The sequence below is a fragment of the Wolbachia endosymbiont of Tribolium confusum genome, assembly GCF_020405475.1.
Taxonomy (GTDB): Bacteria; Pseudomonadota; Alphaproteobacteria; order Rickettsiales; family Anaplasmataceae; genus Wolbachia.
This window is the reverse complement of record NZ_JAIZNT010000001.1, coordinates 147,455-165,489: the sequence shown is the minus strand read 5'-3', so window position 1 is coordinate 165,489 and position 18,035 is coordinate 147,455. Positions and strand designations below refer to the sequence as shown.

At 34.3% G+C, this 18,035-nt stretch carries 13 protein-coding genes and 2 pseudogenes; 4 read left to right on the top strand and 11 right to left on the bottom strand.

Annotated features, from left to right (window positions below):
* Window positions 1-21 precede the first annotated feature (21 nt).
* The 3 genes and pseudogenes from terL to LEM02_RS00740 all read right to left on the bottom strand — a co-directional run.
* Window positions 22-828: pseudogene (gene terL, locus LEM02_RS00750) on the bottom strand (phage terminase large subunit); the annotation flags it as partial.
* Window positions 829-830: 2 nt separating this feature from the next.
* Window positions 831-2,177, bottom strand: coding sequence for an IS110 family RNA-guided transposase (locus LEM02_RS00745; protein ID WP_226079207.1), 1,347 nt, complete (start codon window positions 2,175-2,177; stop codon window positions 831-833).
* A 268-nt stretch (window positions 2,178-2,445) separates the two neighbouring features.
* Window positions 2,446-3,036, bottom strand: a pseudogene (locus LEM02_RS00740) (phage terminase large subunit); the annotation flags it as partial.
* Window positions 3,037-3,133: 97 nt separating this feature from the next.
* On the opposite strand from LEM02_RS00740, the gene LEM02_RS00735 reads away from it, so the two are divergent.
* Window positions 3,134-4,198: an alpha/beta hydrolase family protein gene (locus LEM02_RS00735; RefSeq protein ID WP_458695371.1), complete on the top strand. Its 1,065-nt coding sequence runs from the start codon at window positions 3,134-3,136 to the stop codon at window positions 4,196-4,198.
* Window positions 4,199-4,508: 310 nt separating this feature from the next.
* On the opposite strand, the gene LEM02_RS00730 is transcribed toward LEM02_RS00735, so the two are convergent.
* The 8 genes from LEM02_RS00730 to purE all read right to left on the bottom strand — a co-directional run bounded on the left by LEM02_RS00730 (window position 4,509) and on the right by purE (window position 16,152).
* Window positions 4,509-5,834 carry a hypothetical protein gene (locus tag LEM02_RS00730; protein WP_226079305.1) on the bottom strand — a complete coding sequence of 442 codons (1,326 nt, stop codon included), beginning with the start codon at window positions 5,832-5,834 and terminating at the stop codon, window positions 4,509-4,511.
* Between the two features lie 4 nt (window positions 5,835-5,838).
* Window positions 5,839-6,816: a hypothetical protein gene (locus LEM02_RS00725; protein WP_226079304.1), complete on the bottom strand. Its 978-nt coding sequence runs from the start codon at window positions 6,814-6,816 to the stop codon at window positions 5,839-5,841.
* Between the two features lie 2 nt (window positions 6,817-6,818).
* A complete protein-coding gene (locus tag LEM02_RS00720) occupies window positions 6,819-9,671 on the bottom strand; it encodes a collagen-like protein (RefSeq protein ID WP_226079303.1) in 2,853 nt (950 codons plus the stop codon).
* Between the two features lie 372 nt (window positions 9,672-10,043).
* Window positions 10,044-11,504, bottom strand: coding sequence for a DegQ family serine endoprotease (locus LEM02_RS00715; protein WP_226079302.1), 1,461 nt, complete (start codon window positions 11,502-11,504; stop codon window positions 10,044-10,046).
* On the bottom strand, window positions 11,504-12,376 hold the full coding sequence (hflC, locus tag LEM02_RS00710) for a protease modulator HflC (RefSeq protein WP_226079301.1): 873 nt from the start codon (window positions 12,374-12,376) through the stop codon (window positions 11,504-11,506). Before hflC ends, LEM02_RS00715 begins: the two co-directional genes overlap by 1 nt.
* Before the next feature lie 2 nt (window positions 12,377-12,378).
* The gene (gene hflK, locus LEM02_RS00705; protein ID WP_226079300.1) at window positions 12,379-13,404 is read right to left on the bottom strand and encodes an FtsH protease activity modulator HflK; all 1,026 of its coding nucleotides are present in this window, start codon (window positions 13,402-13,404) and stop codon (window positions 12,379-12,381) included.
* A gap of 410 nt (window positions 13,405-13,814) precedes the next feature.
* On the bottom strand, window positions 13,815-15,644 hold the full coding sequence (gene mutL, locus LEM02_RS00700; RefSeq protein ID WP_226079299.1) for a DNA mismatch repair endonuclease MutL: 1,830 nt from the start codon (window positions 15,642-15,644) through the stop codon (window positions 13,815-13,817).
* Window positions 15,645-15,648: 4 nt separating this feature from the next.
* The gene (gene purE, locus LEM02_RS00695) at window positions 15,649-16,152 is read right to left on the bottom strand and encodes a 5-(carboxyamino)imidazole ribonucleotide mutase (RefSeq protein WP_226079298.1); all 504 of its coding nucleotides are present in this window, start codon (window positions 16,150-16,152) and stop codon (window positions 15,649-15,651) included.
* Window positions 16,153-17,009: 857 nt separating this feature from the next.
* Between purE and LEM02_RS00690 the strand changes: the two genes are divergently transcribed.
* From LEM02_RS00690 to LEM02_RS00680, 3 genes are read left to right on the top strand one after another with little or no spacing between them, the layout of a single operon-like run.
* The gene (locus tag LEM02_RS00690) at window positions 17,010-17,306 is read left to right on the top strand and encodes a helix-turn-helix domain-containing protein (RefSeq protein WP_226079297.1); all 297 of its coding nucleotides are present in this window, start codon (window positions 17,010-17,012) and stop codon (window positions 17,304-17,306) included.
* 60 nt (window positions 17,307-17,366) lie between these two features.
* The gene (gene rpoZ, locus LEM02_RS00685) at window positions 17,367-17,759 is read left to right on the top strand and encodes a DNA-directed RNA polymerase subunit omega (protein ID WP_226079296.1); all 393 of its coding nucleotides are present in this window, start codon (window positions 17,367-17,369) and stop codon (window positions 17,757-17,759) included.
* Between the two features lie 29 nt (window positions 17,760-17,788).
* On the top strand, window positions 17,789-18,034 hold the full coding sequence (locus LEM02_RS00680) for a monovalent cation/H+ antiporter complex subunit F (protein WP_369409574.1): 246 nt from the start codon (window positions 17,789-17,791) through the stop codon (window positions 18,032-18,034).
* Window position 18,035 lies beyond the last annotated feature (1 nt).

The following is an 18,035-nucleotide window of genomic DNA, read 5'->3' as shown; positions in this document are numbered from 1 at the left end:
ATTCCGAGGAACCTTTTCAAGCTACAATGAACGTATAGCTACCACTCTAGCAATATTGTTTCTCACCCACTGAAGATATTGCACGGTACTGTCTACTTGATCGTCGTGACGGGTTTCTGGAAACATTAAAATCTCATACTCAAAGTCGCTAAGCCATACTGCTTGGTTAGGGAGAAAAACCCGCTCAGATTCTATAATTGGGACAATTCGGTGAAATCGAGTTAATTTGTCATCATGTGGTACTATTTGAATAATAGGTAAATCACTGTTTTTCCTGAGCTCCTGAACCAATTGCTGACCGCTTGCTTTTGCTTCGATTAAAATTGCGTGTGGCTTCCACCTTGCAGCCAGCGATAGAACTTTCTCTTTAAGTTTTGGATATTCAAGTTTTGCGCGATATACATCGAGTAAATAGAATGTATTATCTACTTTTGTCCAGGTAGTGCAGACACTAAAGTCACTTGTATTGTTTATTGAAATTGCAGTATCCCAACTTTGTGTTACATGCAAGAGGCTATCAGGAAAATTTTTATAGCGCTTCAACCACTCTCGTTTAATTATACCACTTGAAAGTGGTAGAGGGTTTTGTTGGTATTGAGCAGCAAAACCATAACTCCCAAGTTCAGCTTTTATCATCTCAATTTCTTCTTTTCCTTCAGTTAGGGAATACAACAATTGACCTTCTTTTCTTGAGTATATTTCCTGTTCATGCTCTGGAATATGATTATTAACTGAATAAATAATCTCCTTATCTTCAGCTATTATTGGTAAACAGACATGATGCCATATGTTTCTTGGTTTACAGAGGAGGTGACCAGTTAAATCTTCTCCTAAGAAACTCCATTAATTAACTCTTCTTGTTGAACTAATGTGTAGCCAAACTCCTGCGCTTTTTTGATCAAATTTTTCACAATTTTCTCTTTGTAGCGTGTTTCATAATAACTCATTCCTTTTTCCACATACTCTTGTCCATATTTCAACATTTGGTAAAAAATACATGCTAATTTTCTTGCTGTGGCAGTAATTGCTTTTATTGCTCCTAGCCGTCTTTTTAATCTCCTACAATATGCACCTAATGCACTTTTGCTATTTCCCACAGCATAAGCAGCCATTCGCAGGGCATTTGTAGCGCGATTAATGACTTTACGAGTTTTTGTCCCAAATACTTTTTCTCCTGTGATCTTGTTAGCAGGGCTAAGTCCTAACCATGAAGTAAAGTGCTTTTCTGATTGCCACTTATTATGGTTAATGCCAACTTCTGAAATAATAGTTTGTACAGTTAGTATATCAAATCCAGGAATTTTAGTAAAATCTATTCCGGTTATCCTATACAATTTCTCACGCAAGGTGAAGTTTGGTCTGCCTCTTCTAGACTTGTTTTTTTCCTTACCTAACTCTTTACTCTCATCGGACTTTGTTTCAAATGTTTTATAGTAATTTTCTATGCTTTTATCACATTCAGTTATTTGCTCTTGAAAAAAAGTATATGCTGTATATTCTTGTTTCAGTACAAATAAATGTTCTTCTCTATAATCGCCTGTTAATGCTTTTGCTATAGTAGCTTTATCGTTCTTCATATTCACACTTCTGAATTCAGCTAGCTTCTCGGGATTCTTTTCACCTTCTACTATTGCTTTAATAATTTGCATTCCTGTGACGCCAGTGATATCGCTTATTACTTTATGTAAATGAATATTCATTTGTACCAACACCTTTTGCATACGATTAATATGTGTAGCAGCATTTTCAATTAAGTTTTTACGTTGCCGCACATAACTACGCAATACACACATTTGATTATCTGGCCTAAATGATCCTTCGATTAACCCATAACTGTGTAGTTGTTGAAGCCATTGGCAGTCCTGGACATCTGACTTTCTTCCAGGTACATTTTTTACATGTCTTGCATTTGCAAGTTTTACTTCAAGTCCATATGATTCAAGTACTTGAAACAAAGGAATCCAGTACACTCCGGTTGACTCCATGGCTACTGTAGTAACTTCACACTTTTTTAGCCATTTTGCTATGTTATGAAGATCCTCTGTAAAACAGCTAAATTTTTGTATATGCTGTTCATCACTTCCTTCTGGCACACACACATAATGTATAGCTGAACCAACATCTATTCCTGCTGCGTTAGGGTTCATTATTTCTAATTTACTTTTTGTTTTTTTCATGGTAACTCCTTCATATAATTTATAGCAGGGAAACGCTTCAGCTTGGGACGGTTGATATAATACAATCTCCTAACCGAGGTAGTCTAAGGACTCCATCAATGATTTGACCGTTCCTCCAAAACCATGCTAAACGACGGGCACTTATGGCACCAGTGAAGATTCCGGTTATAACTGCATGAGGCGCTTCCTTCACAACTATACTTAAAACTACTAGAAACTTAAATTGATGAGTTTCTTCCTGGTTTGACAGATTCATTTTGTTCGATGCTAAATGGAGTCTGTGCATCACAAGAACGATAACTCCTTTTTTTCTGTCGTTGAGCCTGGTTACTAAAGCCTGATCAAACCAGTTTGCAGCACGCTTTCTAAATGTTTCGCTCAAAGCTTGTGCGGGACTTAGTGGATCATCCACGATAATGAAATCTCCACCTTCACCGGTTAATGTTCCTCCAACTGATGTTGCAATTCGACATCCTCTTTGCACTGTTTGAAATTTATATTTAGTGTTTTGATCTTTGCATAATTCTACTTTCGGAAATAGCTCTCTATACCAATCAGATTGCATTATGCACCTGGTATCGAGTGAGTGCTTTTCGCTAAGCAACCGAGAATAACTTGCAACTATTATTCTTGCAGTTGGCTGATTTCCAAGTATCCATGCGGGCCATGCAACACTTACACAAATGGACTTCATTGAACGCGGCGGCATATTGAATATTATTCTTCTTGCTTCACCAGCGCTTGCTGCTTCAAGCCTGTCTGCTATGACTTTTATATATTGATAATCATTATACTCACACCCCGGCACTACCGTTTGAAAGCATAATTCAATGAATTTGAGAAGGTTTATATTGTTCATAAAATTGAGATTTTGTTGATTTTTTAAGATTTTTTTGTATAATTATAGTGAGAGTTAAAATATGAAAGAAATAAGAGAGTAAACTGAGAGAGAGTTTATAAAAACTCAAAACGGGATAAAAATAGAGACAATTACGCTTCCTGGTAAAAATGTAAATAATCAAAGTGAAAAACATCTGGTATACTTTATTGGCGGAGATAAAGCATTAAGTCCTAGCAAAGATTATTTCCAAAACTTCGATTGGGCTACAGATCAAGGTATTACTGTATACCTTTTTAATTATCCTGGATTTGGTTTAAGTAAAAATAACTCACTGATACGTAGCAATAGAGTTAAATCTGGTATAGCAGTTGTAACTAACTTGTTGGAAAAGGGTATAAAACCAGATGATATTATATTGTTCGGAAACTGCTTAGGTGGACATGTAGCAGCAGAGGTTCATAAAAATTTTAAAGATAAGGATATACATCTAAGATGTATAGTTAATAAGGCTGCTAGTTCACTCAAACAAGCTTCTCTTTATTATTTTGGATTCATAGCGAAATTAAAAATTTTTCTTGCTCCAATAATCAAATTAGTACTAAAGGTTTTTGGTTGCCATTGGAAAACACACAAAATTATTAATGCAATTACCCCTTACACCTTATACTTTAATCAAGAGGGAGACAAGACGATAAAACAACCAGCACAACTTGCAACAAAAATAGAAAAAATAGATCAAAGCGGTAGAAGGAAAGATTACCAAAAAAAAGAAGTATTCGAAGGATTTGAGGAATATGAAGAATTTTTCAAGCAGCATATAATATTAAGAAAGAATGATAAATGTATTGATTCTAAAAAAGCTGATAAAGATATACATAAATTGCCCATTACGTGTTTAAAGTCTTCCAACAAAACTGACTACACTTTTCCTGAGTTGATTAGTTTATATATTTATATTACAGATGAATATTTTTCTAAACGTGACTCACTAAATAATGAGGAGAAGGTTAAAGCATTTAAAGAAAGTAAATTTTATAAAGATTTTTCAAGCTGTAAAAATTCAAAGGGCTTTTTGCATAATAACGTGAAGGAGCAAGAGATGTCATTTCAGCATGTGATAATAGAATCTGGGGAAAAAAAGACCTTTCTTGACAAGTCAAAGAAGGCTAGTTGCTCTTAACTTGACGCGTATGCTTTCTTCAATATTTTAGCCATCTGTATCTGTTCAGATGCATGCAAATATTGAAACCAGTGTTTCTTTTCTTGTCATCCCAGTGCTTGACACCCATTTGTTCCTATAGTTGTCTTTTCTCATCTACCTCATTTTGCTAAGTAAGTTTTTGCAGCTTGCATTCTATTACAAAACCACTGTGGTACTAACGAGTGGCAAAGTGGTAGCGAATCTAAACTAAAAAGAATACATTTTTACACTTCTTTGAATTCTACTAAATTCACTTTTAAAAAGCAATTATAATATACTTTGTGCGTGGTTAAGATAGCTCTGGAATAGTATAAAGAACTATGTCATCATTGAAGAGAAATTCATCTGTTGTTTTGTACTCTTTATTAATTTTATAAGAATCATAAATATCGTAATCTGCTTTTGTATGGTAATCACAATATTGAAACTTACCCTCTTTATTGAAAGAGCCAAATTGATCAATTAATGTAGCCATTTTCTTACCTTTTCCACTTTTTGTTAATTCAAATACATCAGCTGGGCAGTGGCCTGAAGAATCTTGATTAGTAGTTCCTTTTGCAATAAAAAAAGATGGTTTATCGTTAAGTAACTTGCAGAAATTTGGCTTATATTCCTTTTTCATACAGTTTAAACTTATATATTGATATTTATTTGGAACATTTGAGTATTGAGAATCGTACTTTTTATGTTCAAAAAACTCATTACCTAAGAAATTACAAAACGTTAATTGACAATCATCATTACTACTGTACTTGACTACTTTAAGATAATGAAAGTCTCTAGGAATTTTTATCTCTTCTTCTGTAACGTGATTATGTATGACCAATTGGTCATCAAGCATGCAGTAACCTATTTTTGGTAAAGTAGCTACAAGCTTACCGTTTAACATGATATCTGCTTGATAGATATTATCCGATAATTCTTTTCCCTTTTGCAAAGTAAAATTCTGCCCTGCCTTAGCTGGTGCACTGCATTGCTCAGTTTTAGTTAAGTTTTTTATTATTGTTGATATCTCACTAATTTCTAATATATCATGTTCATTTTTTGTGTATTGATACTTATAGCAACTACCATCTTTACATACTGGAAGACATTTTCCTTCTTCATCTGATATATAGATATAATCACCTTCTATTGTAAAATAAAGTCCACCTTTTTCTTCTTGAATTTTTTGTAGTACTGGGTCATTTTCATCGTTAAAATTGATAAAATTGAGTACTCCAGTTATATCTCTACCAGACAATTTGAGGCCAAAGTCAGGACTATCTTTTATGTTGTAAAGCGAAATCAAGATAGGTTTTGATTCAAGCTTTTCTATAATATAGTTTCTATTTGTACTTATTATAGCTTCTTGTTCTACAATAAGATCCTCTTTAATAGAGTTTCCACTTTCATGAGATCTTTCTGCTTGCAGGGGTAAGTTTCCTTCATATAAAGATATTTTATCTCCCTGCTTCCTTAACTTTAAACCATTAATATTCTCTACTTTAATTGGACCAATATGTGAATGGATAACCTTACTATTTTTGTTTAATATATAATATTCAGCAGGAAGTTTAATCAATTTTTTATAGAGCGGATTTTTATCCTCTATTTTAAATATATGTTTTTCCATGATATTACCTTAAATAACCAACAACTTGCTGATTAATGGCACTTAGGCTACTAGGAGGAGAGACATAACTCATAAAACTCCTTGGCTGCTCATTATTTGCCACTATTTTTTCAGTATTAACGAAAGCTCTTTGCTGCTCATTGTCTTTTAATCTTTTTTCCATATGATCTTTAAAAGTAAACAAACATTTACTAGTTTGTTTGTAATTAGGGAGTGATTTTTTTGCAGTTACACACAAGAACTTCAACAACTCATTATGATTTTCATCATTAAGTAATGACTTATTGATAATGGTTGACTGCAGTTCCACTGGATCAAAATTTAGACTTTTCTTTGAAATGCCACATTTCACAGCTGTTGCTCCCAATACTTCTTCAAATTTTGTTACAACATCTGCTGCATCTATTATTTTTGCCACTTCCTGTATTTCATTTTTTACTTTATATTCGTTCTGTCCTACCGCAGGGTAAAAGAAATTTATTACTTGAGATATAAATGAAGTTGGTCTGCTTGCTCCGCTTGTCACTGATGATTTTTTAGTTTCCCTCCTTCTTCTGCGTGCACTGCAAACTTGATCTGCAGGATTTGTTGTACAAAACATATCTCTTACGCTACTATGCAATGCTTCCGCATTTTCTGCAGATTGAAGTGCTTGATCAGCAGAATCTTCAGCTTCTCCTGTAAGATTCACTGTTTGATTGTGTAGTATTTTAACCTTATCTTCCGTATCTTTAGCTTGTTTGGCAAAACCTTCTGAAGCATTTTTAGCTGCCTCTGCTGCTTTTTTAGCATCCAGAGTTTCATTTTTTGCTTTTCTTATCTCACGTAAAAACTGATCAGCTAATGTAGCACCTATTCCATCTTCTCCCTTGGAACCTGGCAATCCATTCGCACCTGGAGCTCCGGTATCTCCTTTTGGACCTTGTGGACCTGGCATACCCTTAAGACCAGATCTACCAACTTGACCTTTAGGTCCTTGCAAACCTATCTCTCCCTTAGGTCCTTGCAACCATTCGCACCTGGTTCTCCTTTGTCACCTTTAGAACCTATCTCTCCTTTCTCACCCATATCACCTTTTATTCCCATGGCTCCGTCTAATCCTTTAGGACCAATATCTCCCTTTGTTCCATTTATACCTGGCTCACCTTTTATGCCTTTAGGACCAATATCTCCTTTTAATCCGTCTATACCGGGCTCACCCTTGTTACCTGTAAGACCTTGTGTACCATTGAAGCCCCTCAGACCTGGCTCTCCCTTAGGACCTTCTGGACCTTGCAACCCATTCGTGCCTGGTTTTCCTTTGTCACCTTTGGAACCTATCTCTCCTTTCTCACCCATATCACCTTTTATTCCTATGGCTCCGTCTAATCCTTTAGGACCTATATCTCCTTTTTCTCCCTTTGGACCTTGGACTTCTCCTGGATTTTTCCTTAGTTCTTCTGCAATGCTTTGTGTTAGCTCAGTATTATTTGCAAGGTTTTCTACTAATGTATGATTAGCATCACTTAGTAACACATCTGCTAGCTCTTCCATTCTGTTATCAGCTAATGCAATGGCTATTCCTGTTTGAATATCTTGATCACTAATAATTCTTCCTGCAACTTGCTTCTCTAACACTAAATCCCCGTCTTGGTCACGGTATTCAAGCACCTGATGAGCAATAGTTCCATTATTAATTAATTTTTGTGCAACTTCTTCAGGAATTGCATCTCTACCTTTGTCACCTTTTGATCCAGTATCTCCTTTAGAACCTTCTGGACCAGGAAAACCTCGGTCACCCTTTAACCCCGGTTCACCGTTACGACCTGATTCGCCCTTTTGGCCTGGAGGACCTTGTATACCTTGAGATCCAATATCTCCTTTTAATCCACCTGTACCTGGCTCACCCTTGTTACCTGTAAGACCTTGTGTACCATTGAAGCCCCTCAGACCTGGCTCTCCTTTTATACCTGGCTCTCCCTTAGGACCTTGTGCACCTGGCAATCCATCTGTACCTGGAGTTCCAGTATTTCCTTTGTTACCTTTAGGACCGGATATACCTTGTACTCCATCTGCTCCTTTGTCACCTTTAGAACCTATCTCTCCTTTCTCACCCATATCACCTTTTATTCCCATGGCTCCATCTAATCCTTTAGGACCAATATCTCCCTTTGTTCCATTTATACCTGGCTCACCTTTTATGCCTTGAGGTCCTATAGGACCTATATCTCCTTTTAATCCACCTGTACCTGGCTCACCCTTGTTACCTGTAAGACCTTGTGTACCATTGAAGCCCCTCAGACCTGGCTCTCCCTTAGGACCTTGTGCACCTGGCACTCCATCTGCTCCTTTAGAGCCAGGAGGACCTTGTATACCTTTATCGCCTTTTGATCCAGGTGCACCTGACGTTCCAGTATTTCCTTTGTTACCTTTAGGGCCAAGAAAACCTCGGTTACCCTTATCACCTTGTTTGCCCTTTAATCCCGGTTCACCGTTACGGCCTGGTTCACCCTTTTGGCCTAGAGGACCTTGTACGCCCTTAACTAACGCTTTTAAAGAATCTTCTCGCTTTACACGCTCACCAAAAAAATGTGCTATTCTTTCTGAAAATCCCATGGAATTACGCTGATCTTCTTCCATTATAGCTGCTGCTAAAGGATATAGATGGGCTCTGTTAGAAGAAAATTCGGTAACAACTTGATTAATACTTGGAGTTATTCCATTAGTGCCTTGATTTCCTTTTTCTCCTTTAGGGCCTTGATCGCCTTTTGATCCATGCGCACCTGATGATCCAGTATCTCCCTTGTTACCTTGAGGACCAGGCGCTCCATCGAAGCCTCTATCACCTTTTTGTCCCCTTTCACCTGGCTCACCTTTAGGGCCTTGTACACCAGTGCGTTCTAATCTTTCTATTCTGCGTTTTAAAAGTTCAATTTCTGTTTCTAAATTTATATGTTCTTGAATATTCACATCAACCTCCAAAAAGTTATCAAAATTTTCTAAGTTATAATAATAAGGATATGAACCTGGTCTATTATCGTGCTCATACCCAAAAGAATTAGGGTTAAAATTATAAAAATTTTTGCATGTGCTATTTTCATACGATATGCAACCAATATAACTATTGCCTAACTTTTTTACTGCGAAATAGGTATCTTGTGCTTTCAAGCTCTCTATTTCATGAAAAGGGAATAACTTGAAATTATTATCTCTACGATCGAATTCTGGAACGACATTATTCAATATGCCAACCTCGCCACTAGTGGCATCATATACCTGAGCGCTTTTATAGTATCTGTAGATATATTGCGATTCCTTAAAAAAATAGTCTCCTGTTTGTATTTCGAGCCTTTTATCAGGTGAATTTTTAAGATTTTCTAAAATATGCTTTATATTTTCATTAGTAATTATATCTTTTGGATCTACTAAAACCTTGCTATTTTCTAGCAGTTCATAATCAGCGCTGCATCTGTTAGGATTATATGTGTGAACATAGATACCGTTTATGTAATTTTGAGGTATAAGATCAATAGTAGTTATAATAGTATCTTTGCCATCATAGTAATAATAATAAGGTTTATCAGAGGTAGTGACTAAAGCTAATTTGTAATCGTTTCCTACCCTTTCTAGCTTTAATTTTAGCCCTTGAGATAAGTTGCTTAGTGCACTTGTCATACGATACTTCAAATCCAGAATTAGAAAATTCTGATTAATAGGTTGTTCAATGATAATGTAAGATATACTAGGTAGGCTAAATGCTGTTTTGTCATTTACTCTTATTTGAGTAGTTGTCACATAACGAGTTACATTGCTGCAATCTTTTTGAGGAACATCTTCCTTTTCTAGCTTAAAACGCATCTCCACCTCCCTTTGCGATTAGATATAATTAATTTATGGATATTAATTATTAATTAATAATGATGACCAGTAAATATAATTATATTTTACACTAATTTAATTATAAATTAACTTGTGAAAGAAAGTTGTTTTTTTACAACTGAGCATAAAAATGCTTTATATTATCGAATTTCTTACCACTCCAGCTCTTTCATCTTATAGATGATATCGTTCCAGTGCTTGATACTGAAATCTAGTTCTTTCATAACCTCGTTGGAAACGTTTTCAGTATAGGGATAAATTTTATTAATCTACAGAAATACCCTTACCCTCAGGATAAAGAAGCTAGTTAAATTTGTCAAGCAATTTTTTCATGACCAGCTAGATAAATAGCTACTTCTTCAATTTGATTGAGGTGAAAAATTGATTGCCGTTGCGGTAAATAAGCAGCATTACTGAATCTTTGCCGTCTTTTTTTACTGCTGAATCAATTTGTTTTTGAAAATCATTAGTATTTTCAATATCGATTCCATCTAGTTGAATAATTATATCACCTTTCTTAATAACACGTAGTGTAGAATTACTACTACTATCTACACTAGTAACTACTACACCCTTTGTGGGTGCATTATTTTTTAGTTCTTTTGGCAAATTTGAAACGGTTAAACCACTTATATAACTAGATGTTGATTTATTTTCTTCTTGATTATTACCTGAATCATCATTTGTAGATTCCTCGATTGCAACCTTGATATTGACTTCTTTACCTTTTCTAAGTAACTTAACCTGTACTTTCTTTCCAGGCTCAGTTCGTGAAACCATATGAGGTAATTGCGTCATTCTATCAATTTTTTTGCCGTCAAACTCTAATAGTATATCACCTACTTTGATTCCTCCTTTCTCTGCAGGACTGCCCTTTACTACGCTTGCAACTAATGCACCTTTGATATCTTTTAAACCCAAGGATTCAGCAAATTCTTTTGTTATAGGCTGAACTTGCACGCCAAGCCAACCATGTTTTATTTTTTTACCACTTTTTAATGTGTCAATAATTGAAATAGCTAGATTAGATGGTATAGCAAAGCCTATACCCACGTTACCTCCAGACTCAGATGGGGAATAAATAGCAGTATTAATACCTATAACTTTTCCATTTAGATGAAATAGTGGTCCCCCTGAGTTACCTCTATTAATTGCAGCATCAGTTTGAATAAATTCATTCATAGTACCAATACTAATGTCTCTAGATCTTGCAGACACAATTCCTGTACTTACAGAGCCACCCAAACCAAAAGGGTTGCCTATTGCAATAACTGTATCACCAACTCTTGCTTTATCAGAATTACCAAATTCAACAAAAGGAAGATCTTTATCAGAATTAATCTTAAGCACAGCAAGATCAGTTTTTGCATCATAGCCTAAAACTTCTGCTTTGAAATAAGTATTATCGTTCATAGTAACTGTAATATCTTGGGCATTTTTAATAACGTGATAGTTGGTTACTATGGTTCCACTTTTATCTATAATAAATCCAGACCCAAGTAACGTCACTTCTCTATTAATGCTAGGAGCTCTATCAAAAAATTGATCAAAATGCTCGAAAAATTCTCTAAAGTCATCAAAGAAATTATTTCTTGGCGTAAAGGGAATTTTAGTTCTACTGTTATTTTCTTGCTTAACTATTTGCTCACTTGAAATATTTACAACTGCAGGAATAAGTTCTTCTACCAAATCAGCAATCTGATTATTACTGCATCTATCTTCTACTGTGGGTTCACTAAATTTCTTAGCAGCATATAGATAAAAAGGTGAAATTAAAAAACATGTAAATATCAATAAAATCTTACTTTTCATTATTTCCATCCCTTATTTAAGATATCCAAGAAATTGTTATTTGGTGAAAGCACAAATTTAGTATTATCCTCAGCAAATGATTTGCTGTAAGCTTTCATAGAGCGATAAAAGTTAAAAAACTCTTCATCAACCTTGAATGCCTCATTATAGATTCTAGTTGCTTCAGCATAACCACGGCCTCTTATTTCATGTGATTCTTTTACTGCACTAGAGACAATTCCCCTTTTTAATTTATCAGCTTTTGATCTAATTTCTTGTCCAGCTTGTTCTCCTTCTGCTCTAATTTCTTTTGCTTCCTTTTCCCTTTCAGTTTGCATGCGGCGGAATATTGCAGAACTATTTTCTTCTGGTAGATCTGCTCTCTTAATTCTTACATCTATTATTTCTATGCCAAATTTTCCAGCTTCAGAATAAACTCCACGTTGAATTAATTGCATAACTTCTGATCTCTTTTCATTCAACAAACTAATTAATGAAAATCTTCCTATATTCTCCCTTATGTGAGCTTCTATGACAGGATATAATCTTCTAACTAGCCCTGATTCATTTTTCACAGTTTGATAAAAAGTAATAGGATCTATTATTTTATATTTTGCATAAGCATCTACTATAATACGCTTTTGATCTGCAGTTATCACTTCTCTTGGAGTTTTATCAGGACTTAGATCTAAAATTCTCTTATCAAGAAATTCTACGTTATTTATAAATGGTAGTTTAAAATATAAACCACTGTCCTTAACATCTCTGACGACTTTACCTAATTGTATAACTATCGCTTGTTTTGTTTCTTGAACAACAAAGATTGAATTAGATAATGCAATCAATAACGCAACAAATACAAAAGCAAAAACAATTTTAATATTACTACTCATGACTATTTTCCTAGATTTGTAAGAGGTAAATAAGATAACATACCTTTCAGATCGTCTGTTATAACAAATTTATCTACCTTGCTAAAAATATTTTCCATAGTTTCAAGATAAATACGATTCTTAACAAGAGAAGGATTTTGTCTATATTCTTCATAAAGAGATAAAAAACGATTTGCGTTACCTTTCGCTTCATTTATTATTTCATTCTCATATGCTTCTGCATCTAACTTTATCTTTATTGCTTCACCTTTTGCACGAGGTATAATATCATTACTGTAAGCGTATGCTTCGTTTATGGTACGCTCCTTATCTGCGCGAGCACTTTGTACATCCCTAAATGAGCTAATCACCTTTTCTGGTGGATCAATTTTTTTCATTTGAACGGATAAAATCTCTATACCCATTTGATATCCATCAAGAATCTGTTGCAATAAAATTCTAGTATCTCTGGAAATTTCAGCCCTGCCTTGACCTTCGAGTGCAAAAGAGATCGTATTCTTACCTATTATTTCTCTCATAGCACTTTCAGCAGCATTTTTAACGCTAAAACCAGGTTTATAATCCCGCACTTTGAATAAATAATCTTTGGCGTCTCTAACTCGCCACTGGACCTCAAAGTTAACGTTGACTATATTTTCATCTCCAGTAAGCATCACTCCTTCACCACGATCTATATCTCTTCCATAAGAGCTACTAATCCCAATTTCTTCACGATTTACTTCCTTAACGTTCACTTTGTAAACCTTACCAATAGGGTGGGGGAAGTGATAACGCAAACCAGATGTTTCTGTATCAGAGTATTTACCAAAAGTAAGTTCTATGCCTTCTTCGCTAGGGTGAACAATATAAAAGCCAGTACAAACATAAAGCAGCAAAATAATGAAAATGATGAAATAAGGCTTTTTGCCTCTATTTCTAGTTAAGCCATTTAAAAAGCATCTTATATCAGATACAGCTTTACTTAAAATATCTTCATTATCCGGACCTGCCGATTTCTTTCCAAGATTCCAAGGATTACGCTCGCCCATAAAAATTGTTGATTTTATAAATAATACGCTAATATTACTTAATCTTATCGAAAAATGCAAAACTATTTTGTTTACAAATTAATCTTCGAAACGAAGAATATTATCATACACTTTCTTTTCTCTATGTAGTACGGTTGATTATACAGAGTTTTCTGGCTTTTTTAAACTCTTTGTTGTCGTTTTTGACAAGTCTTTTAGCTGTACGTTAATTATTGAAATGAAGGACAATGCCTAGGATCTAGGAAACTTAATTTGAGTCGAGTAACTGCATAATAAATCCTTTTCAAGGTTTGGAATGATAGCATTTACTATATAATTTACCTAAAAATTGCAATGTTCGTACTATTGTGTGCCCGAGCACTGAGATGACGAAACTAAGATTGTTTAACCTACATATTTAGGATAACTTCTCACCTACGCTCAAACAATTTTTCAATATCACTTAGTTTCATTTCTACATAAGTTGGTCTTCCGTGGTTGCATTGTCCAGAATATGGTGTTTTTTCCATTTGCCTCAACAACTCATTCATTTCCTCCAATTTCATCTTTCTACCTGCTCTAATTGATCCATGACAAGCAATTGTAGCTAGTATTTTATTCACTTTATCCTCTATAGGTAGTGTATCTTCTATTTCTATTAACCTATCTACTATATCAATGATCATCTCTTTTACATCTATTGCTCCTAAGATTGCAGGTATTTCTTTTACTAAGACCGTATTTTCTGATTTAATTTCAATCTCAAAACCCATCTCAAAAAGTTTATCTTTATAAATTTTAATCATCTCCATTCCAGCTTGATTTTTGATTTCAACCATTTCAGGCAAAAGAAGTTTTTGTCTTTTTATACTTGATTCCTCCTTTAAGCACTCGTATACTAGTCTTTCATGGGCTGCATGCTGATCTACTATAATTAGTTTGTCTCTTACCTCGGCAATAATATAAGTATTGTAGATTTGACAGTGTGCAAACCCAAGTGGATAGTCCCTTATTAGATCGGTTTGTTTCCTTTCCAAAATTATAGTTTCTGCTCGTGGAGGAGATTTTTGCATACCAGTATAATCAAACGATTTTGAATGTTCTGATAAGCTTTTTGTCTCTATATTTGGAGAAGTAAATTCTCTCATTAATTGGTTTTCAAAAGGATCTGACCTTCTTCTATAAAATTCATTTTTAGGACTAGACTTACTAAAAGGATCTGATGATAGATGATTCGTTGTTGTTCCATTCTGGGCCAATACAGTTTCTGCAAGATCTATTCTCTTTGATAGCACTTTTATTAGCCCTCTTCTCACTATTTCATATATTAGCCTCTTGTTCTGAAACCTTACCTCTGATTTATTTGGATGCACATTTACATCAACTTGATCATACGGTATCTCTAAGTGCAGCGCTGCAAAAGGATATCTATTGCTTGGAATAAGGTCGTGATACGCATAACGAATTGCACCAATAAGTAGATTATCTTTAATTGGTCTACCATTAACAAATGTATAGATTTGAGTTGAATTGCCACGATTGATAGTCGGTTTACAGATGTATCCTGTAAGTCTAATGTCATCTTCTTCTTCACTAATTTGCAAAGAGTTTTCATGAAATTCTTCTTCTACTTCGCATAGCCTGCTAAATAATGAGGTCTGCTTAGCATACTTAAGAAGCTTCTTATTATCGGAGATAAGAGTAAACTCAATTCCATAATTGATCATTGCTAAGTTGTTTACAATATCAACAATGCTTTGTGTTTCTGCCCTTTCGGTTTTGAGAAATTTTAGTCTATTTGGTGTGGCAAAAAATAAATCTCGTACTTCAATATATGTTCCTATCGATAAAGGATAAGGAACAAGCTCTCCTATTTTTTCTCCCCCCTCATACCTTATAGACCATGCTTGATCTGCTTTGCTTGCCTTAGATGATAATTTTATTCTGCTTACTGCTGCAATTGAAGGCAAAGCTTCTCCTCTAAAGCCAAGATGCTTGATCTCTATCAATTCACTGTCACTCAATTTTGAAGTAGCATGGCGCATAAACGCAAGTTCTAAATCATCCTTTTTTACTCCGCTACCATCATCAATCACAGTAATGAGGTTACGCCCACCACTTTCTATTCTAATTTCTATCTCTGAGCTTTTTGCATCTATTGCATTTTCCACTAATTCCTTTACCACACTTGCAGGCCTTTCTATTACCTCTCCTGCTGCTATACGATTTATGGTTTTTGTATCTAAAAGAACTATTGCCATAAGCTTATTGTAATATTGGTTTCTCTTTTACTGCTTCAGTCTGCTTCTCTCTCCATTTTTTTAATCTATCTGCAATTTTACTGTTAGAAATCGATAATATAGATGCAGCAGTGATAGCGGCATTGCATGCTCCACTCTCTCCTATGGACATTGTTGCAACTGGAACACCCTTTGGCATCTGCACTATGGATAAAAGACTATCTAGCCCACTTAGCTGTTTACTGTGCACAGGGACGCCGATAACGGGCAAACAAGTAAGCGATGCAACCATACCAGGTAAATGAGCTGCTCCTCCTGCACCAGCTATAATAACCTTAAAGCCTTTTTCTTGAGCAGATTTAGCAAAACTGAAGAGTCTTTCTGGCGTTCTATGCGCGGATATTATAAATACATCATGTGAAATTTCCAATTCTTTTAATAAATTAACAGCATGAACCATAGTGCTATAATCTGACTGGCTTCCCATAATTACAGCAACATCTTTTTTCATTTTTTCTGTATTAGACATGATTTTATTTACTAACCAAATAGTATTTCAGAAGCAACAAATATTTAAATTACGAATATGATATAGCATTCTCATTAAATAGAAACTTTAAAAATTGAAATGAATCTCTATATTAAAATATAGAGGTATAAATTTCGGATATAAGGGTCTATTCATAATCTTTTTAGAAGCAAAGCAGTGGAAGCAAGAAGACGATTTGTAAACTAGTATTGAATTTTGCTTATCACAATTGTCTACACTTTTCTATAAGAGTATTAGAGACTTACCTTTTGACAATACGGCAAAGATCTTGACAGTTACATTCTTTTATTTGTTTCTTTGCAACTACTTTTTTATATATGTTTCAAAACACTTTCTTTACTTCCGCTATGTTTTTTACTTCATTTATTAAAATAATCTTGCCATTTTGAAAACATTGTTGATTCACTGAAGGCCACTTTTAGAACCTGTAACACTATGTAAAATATATCCTAAATCTTCTTGATTTTGTTTCTTTCTACAGAACTCTACTCAGTTTTTCTCCTGCTCATCTTGCTCTGTTTTCATAATTTACATACTCTATCTCCTGCTTTATTCCTTTCTTGAGATCATGTACAGTCTCTAAAACGAGTTTGTAAAATGATTATTTCTGTATTTTAAACTTTGCAATTTTAACTTATTCTCTTTAATAGTGAGTTTTTTACAAAATAATAGTTTGAAATTACTAGTATTTTGATAAAAATTATAGTCAATTTAAAATTTTGAGTATCAGTATATCATTATAGTTATTGACAAATTATATAGTATTAATATATTGGTATATTAAATATTATGATATAATACTTAATAAAGCTAATTGGTATGTGAGAGTAAAAATTATGGAAACAATATCATTAAACAATCTGGATAGTGAAGCAATAAAAAAAAAATTGCTGGGCATAATAAGTAAAATTATAGGAAAAAATACTTGGACTCAAGCTTGTGCGGCTGAGAAACTTGGTATTGATCAACCAAAGGTGTCACAAATTAAAAGTGGTAAGACAAGTGGTTTTTCTTTAGAGAGACTGTTAGGTTTTTTGAAAAAGCTTGATCATGAAATAACAATTACAATAACAGAAAATCAATCAGTAAAAGCTAAAGAAGAAAAAGTAAAATGTAGAGTTGGATCTCAATAGATCCGAAGTTGACATCTTATTTTTTGTGATATAGTATAAAGTTTATCAAGGTAGTATTTTATGGTTGAGTCTATTGTAGAAAAGTGTGTAGAACAGGTACACAACCGTTTTAAATTGGTTCTGCTAGCAAGTCAAAGGACGCATGATTTGAGTACAGGGGCAAGTGATCCCGTTGAAATGGTTAAGTTTCAAGATCATAAGGATACGATAGTTTCTTTATATGAAATAGCAGAAAAGAAGGTGAATACTCATGAGTTGTTTAGCCTTTTGGTGAAAAGGTGCAAGGAGCACATGAAAGGAAACGCAGATAATACTTATATTAATAGTCCAAGTAAGCTAGCAAATTTGTTAAATTTTTCTGATCATCAACTTAACACAAGTCTGGATGTAAGTCAAGAAAGCCACGATGATGAAATAGATGATCAAGATAGTGGTGAAGAAGTACCGATTTAGGAATCTGCAGAGGTTATAATAGCTTACAAATGATTAGTATTGCTATCTATGCGCTTTTGTTCTGTATGAGTGTAATGTTATGTTGTATAGTATTTAGGTCAAGTGATGTGTGCAATAAGATTTTAGCATTCAATAATTTATCAACACAAGTAGTTTTGCTCATAACAGCAATATCGATTATTCTGAATGATTTTTTTTTAATTGATATAGCATTACTATATGCTAGCATCAGCTTTATGTCAACTATAGCGCTAATGAGATTAATGTTGTTTTGAT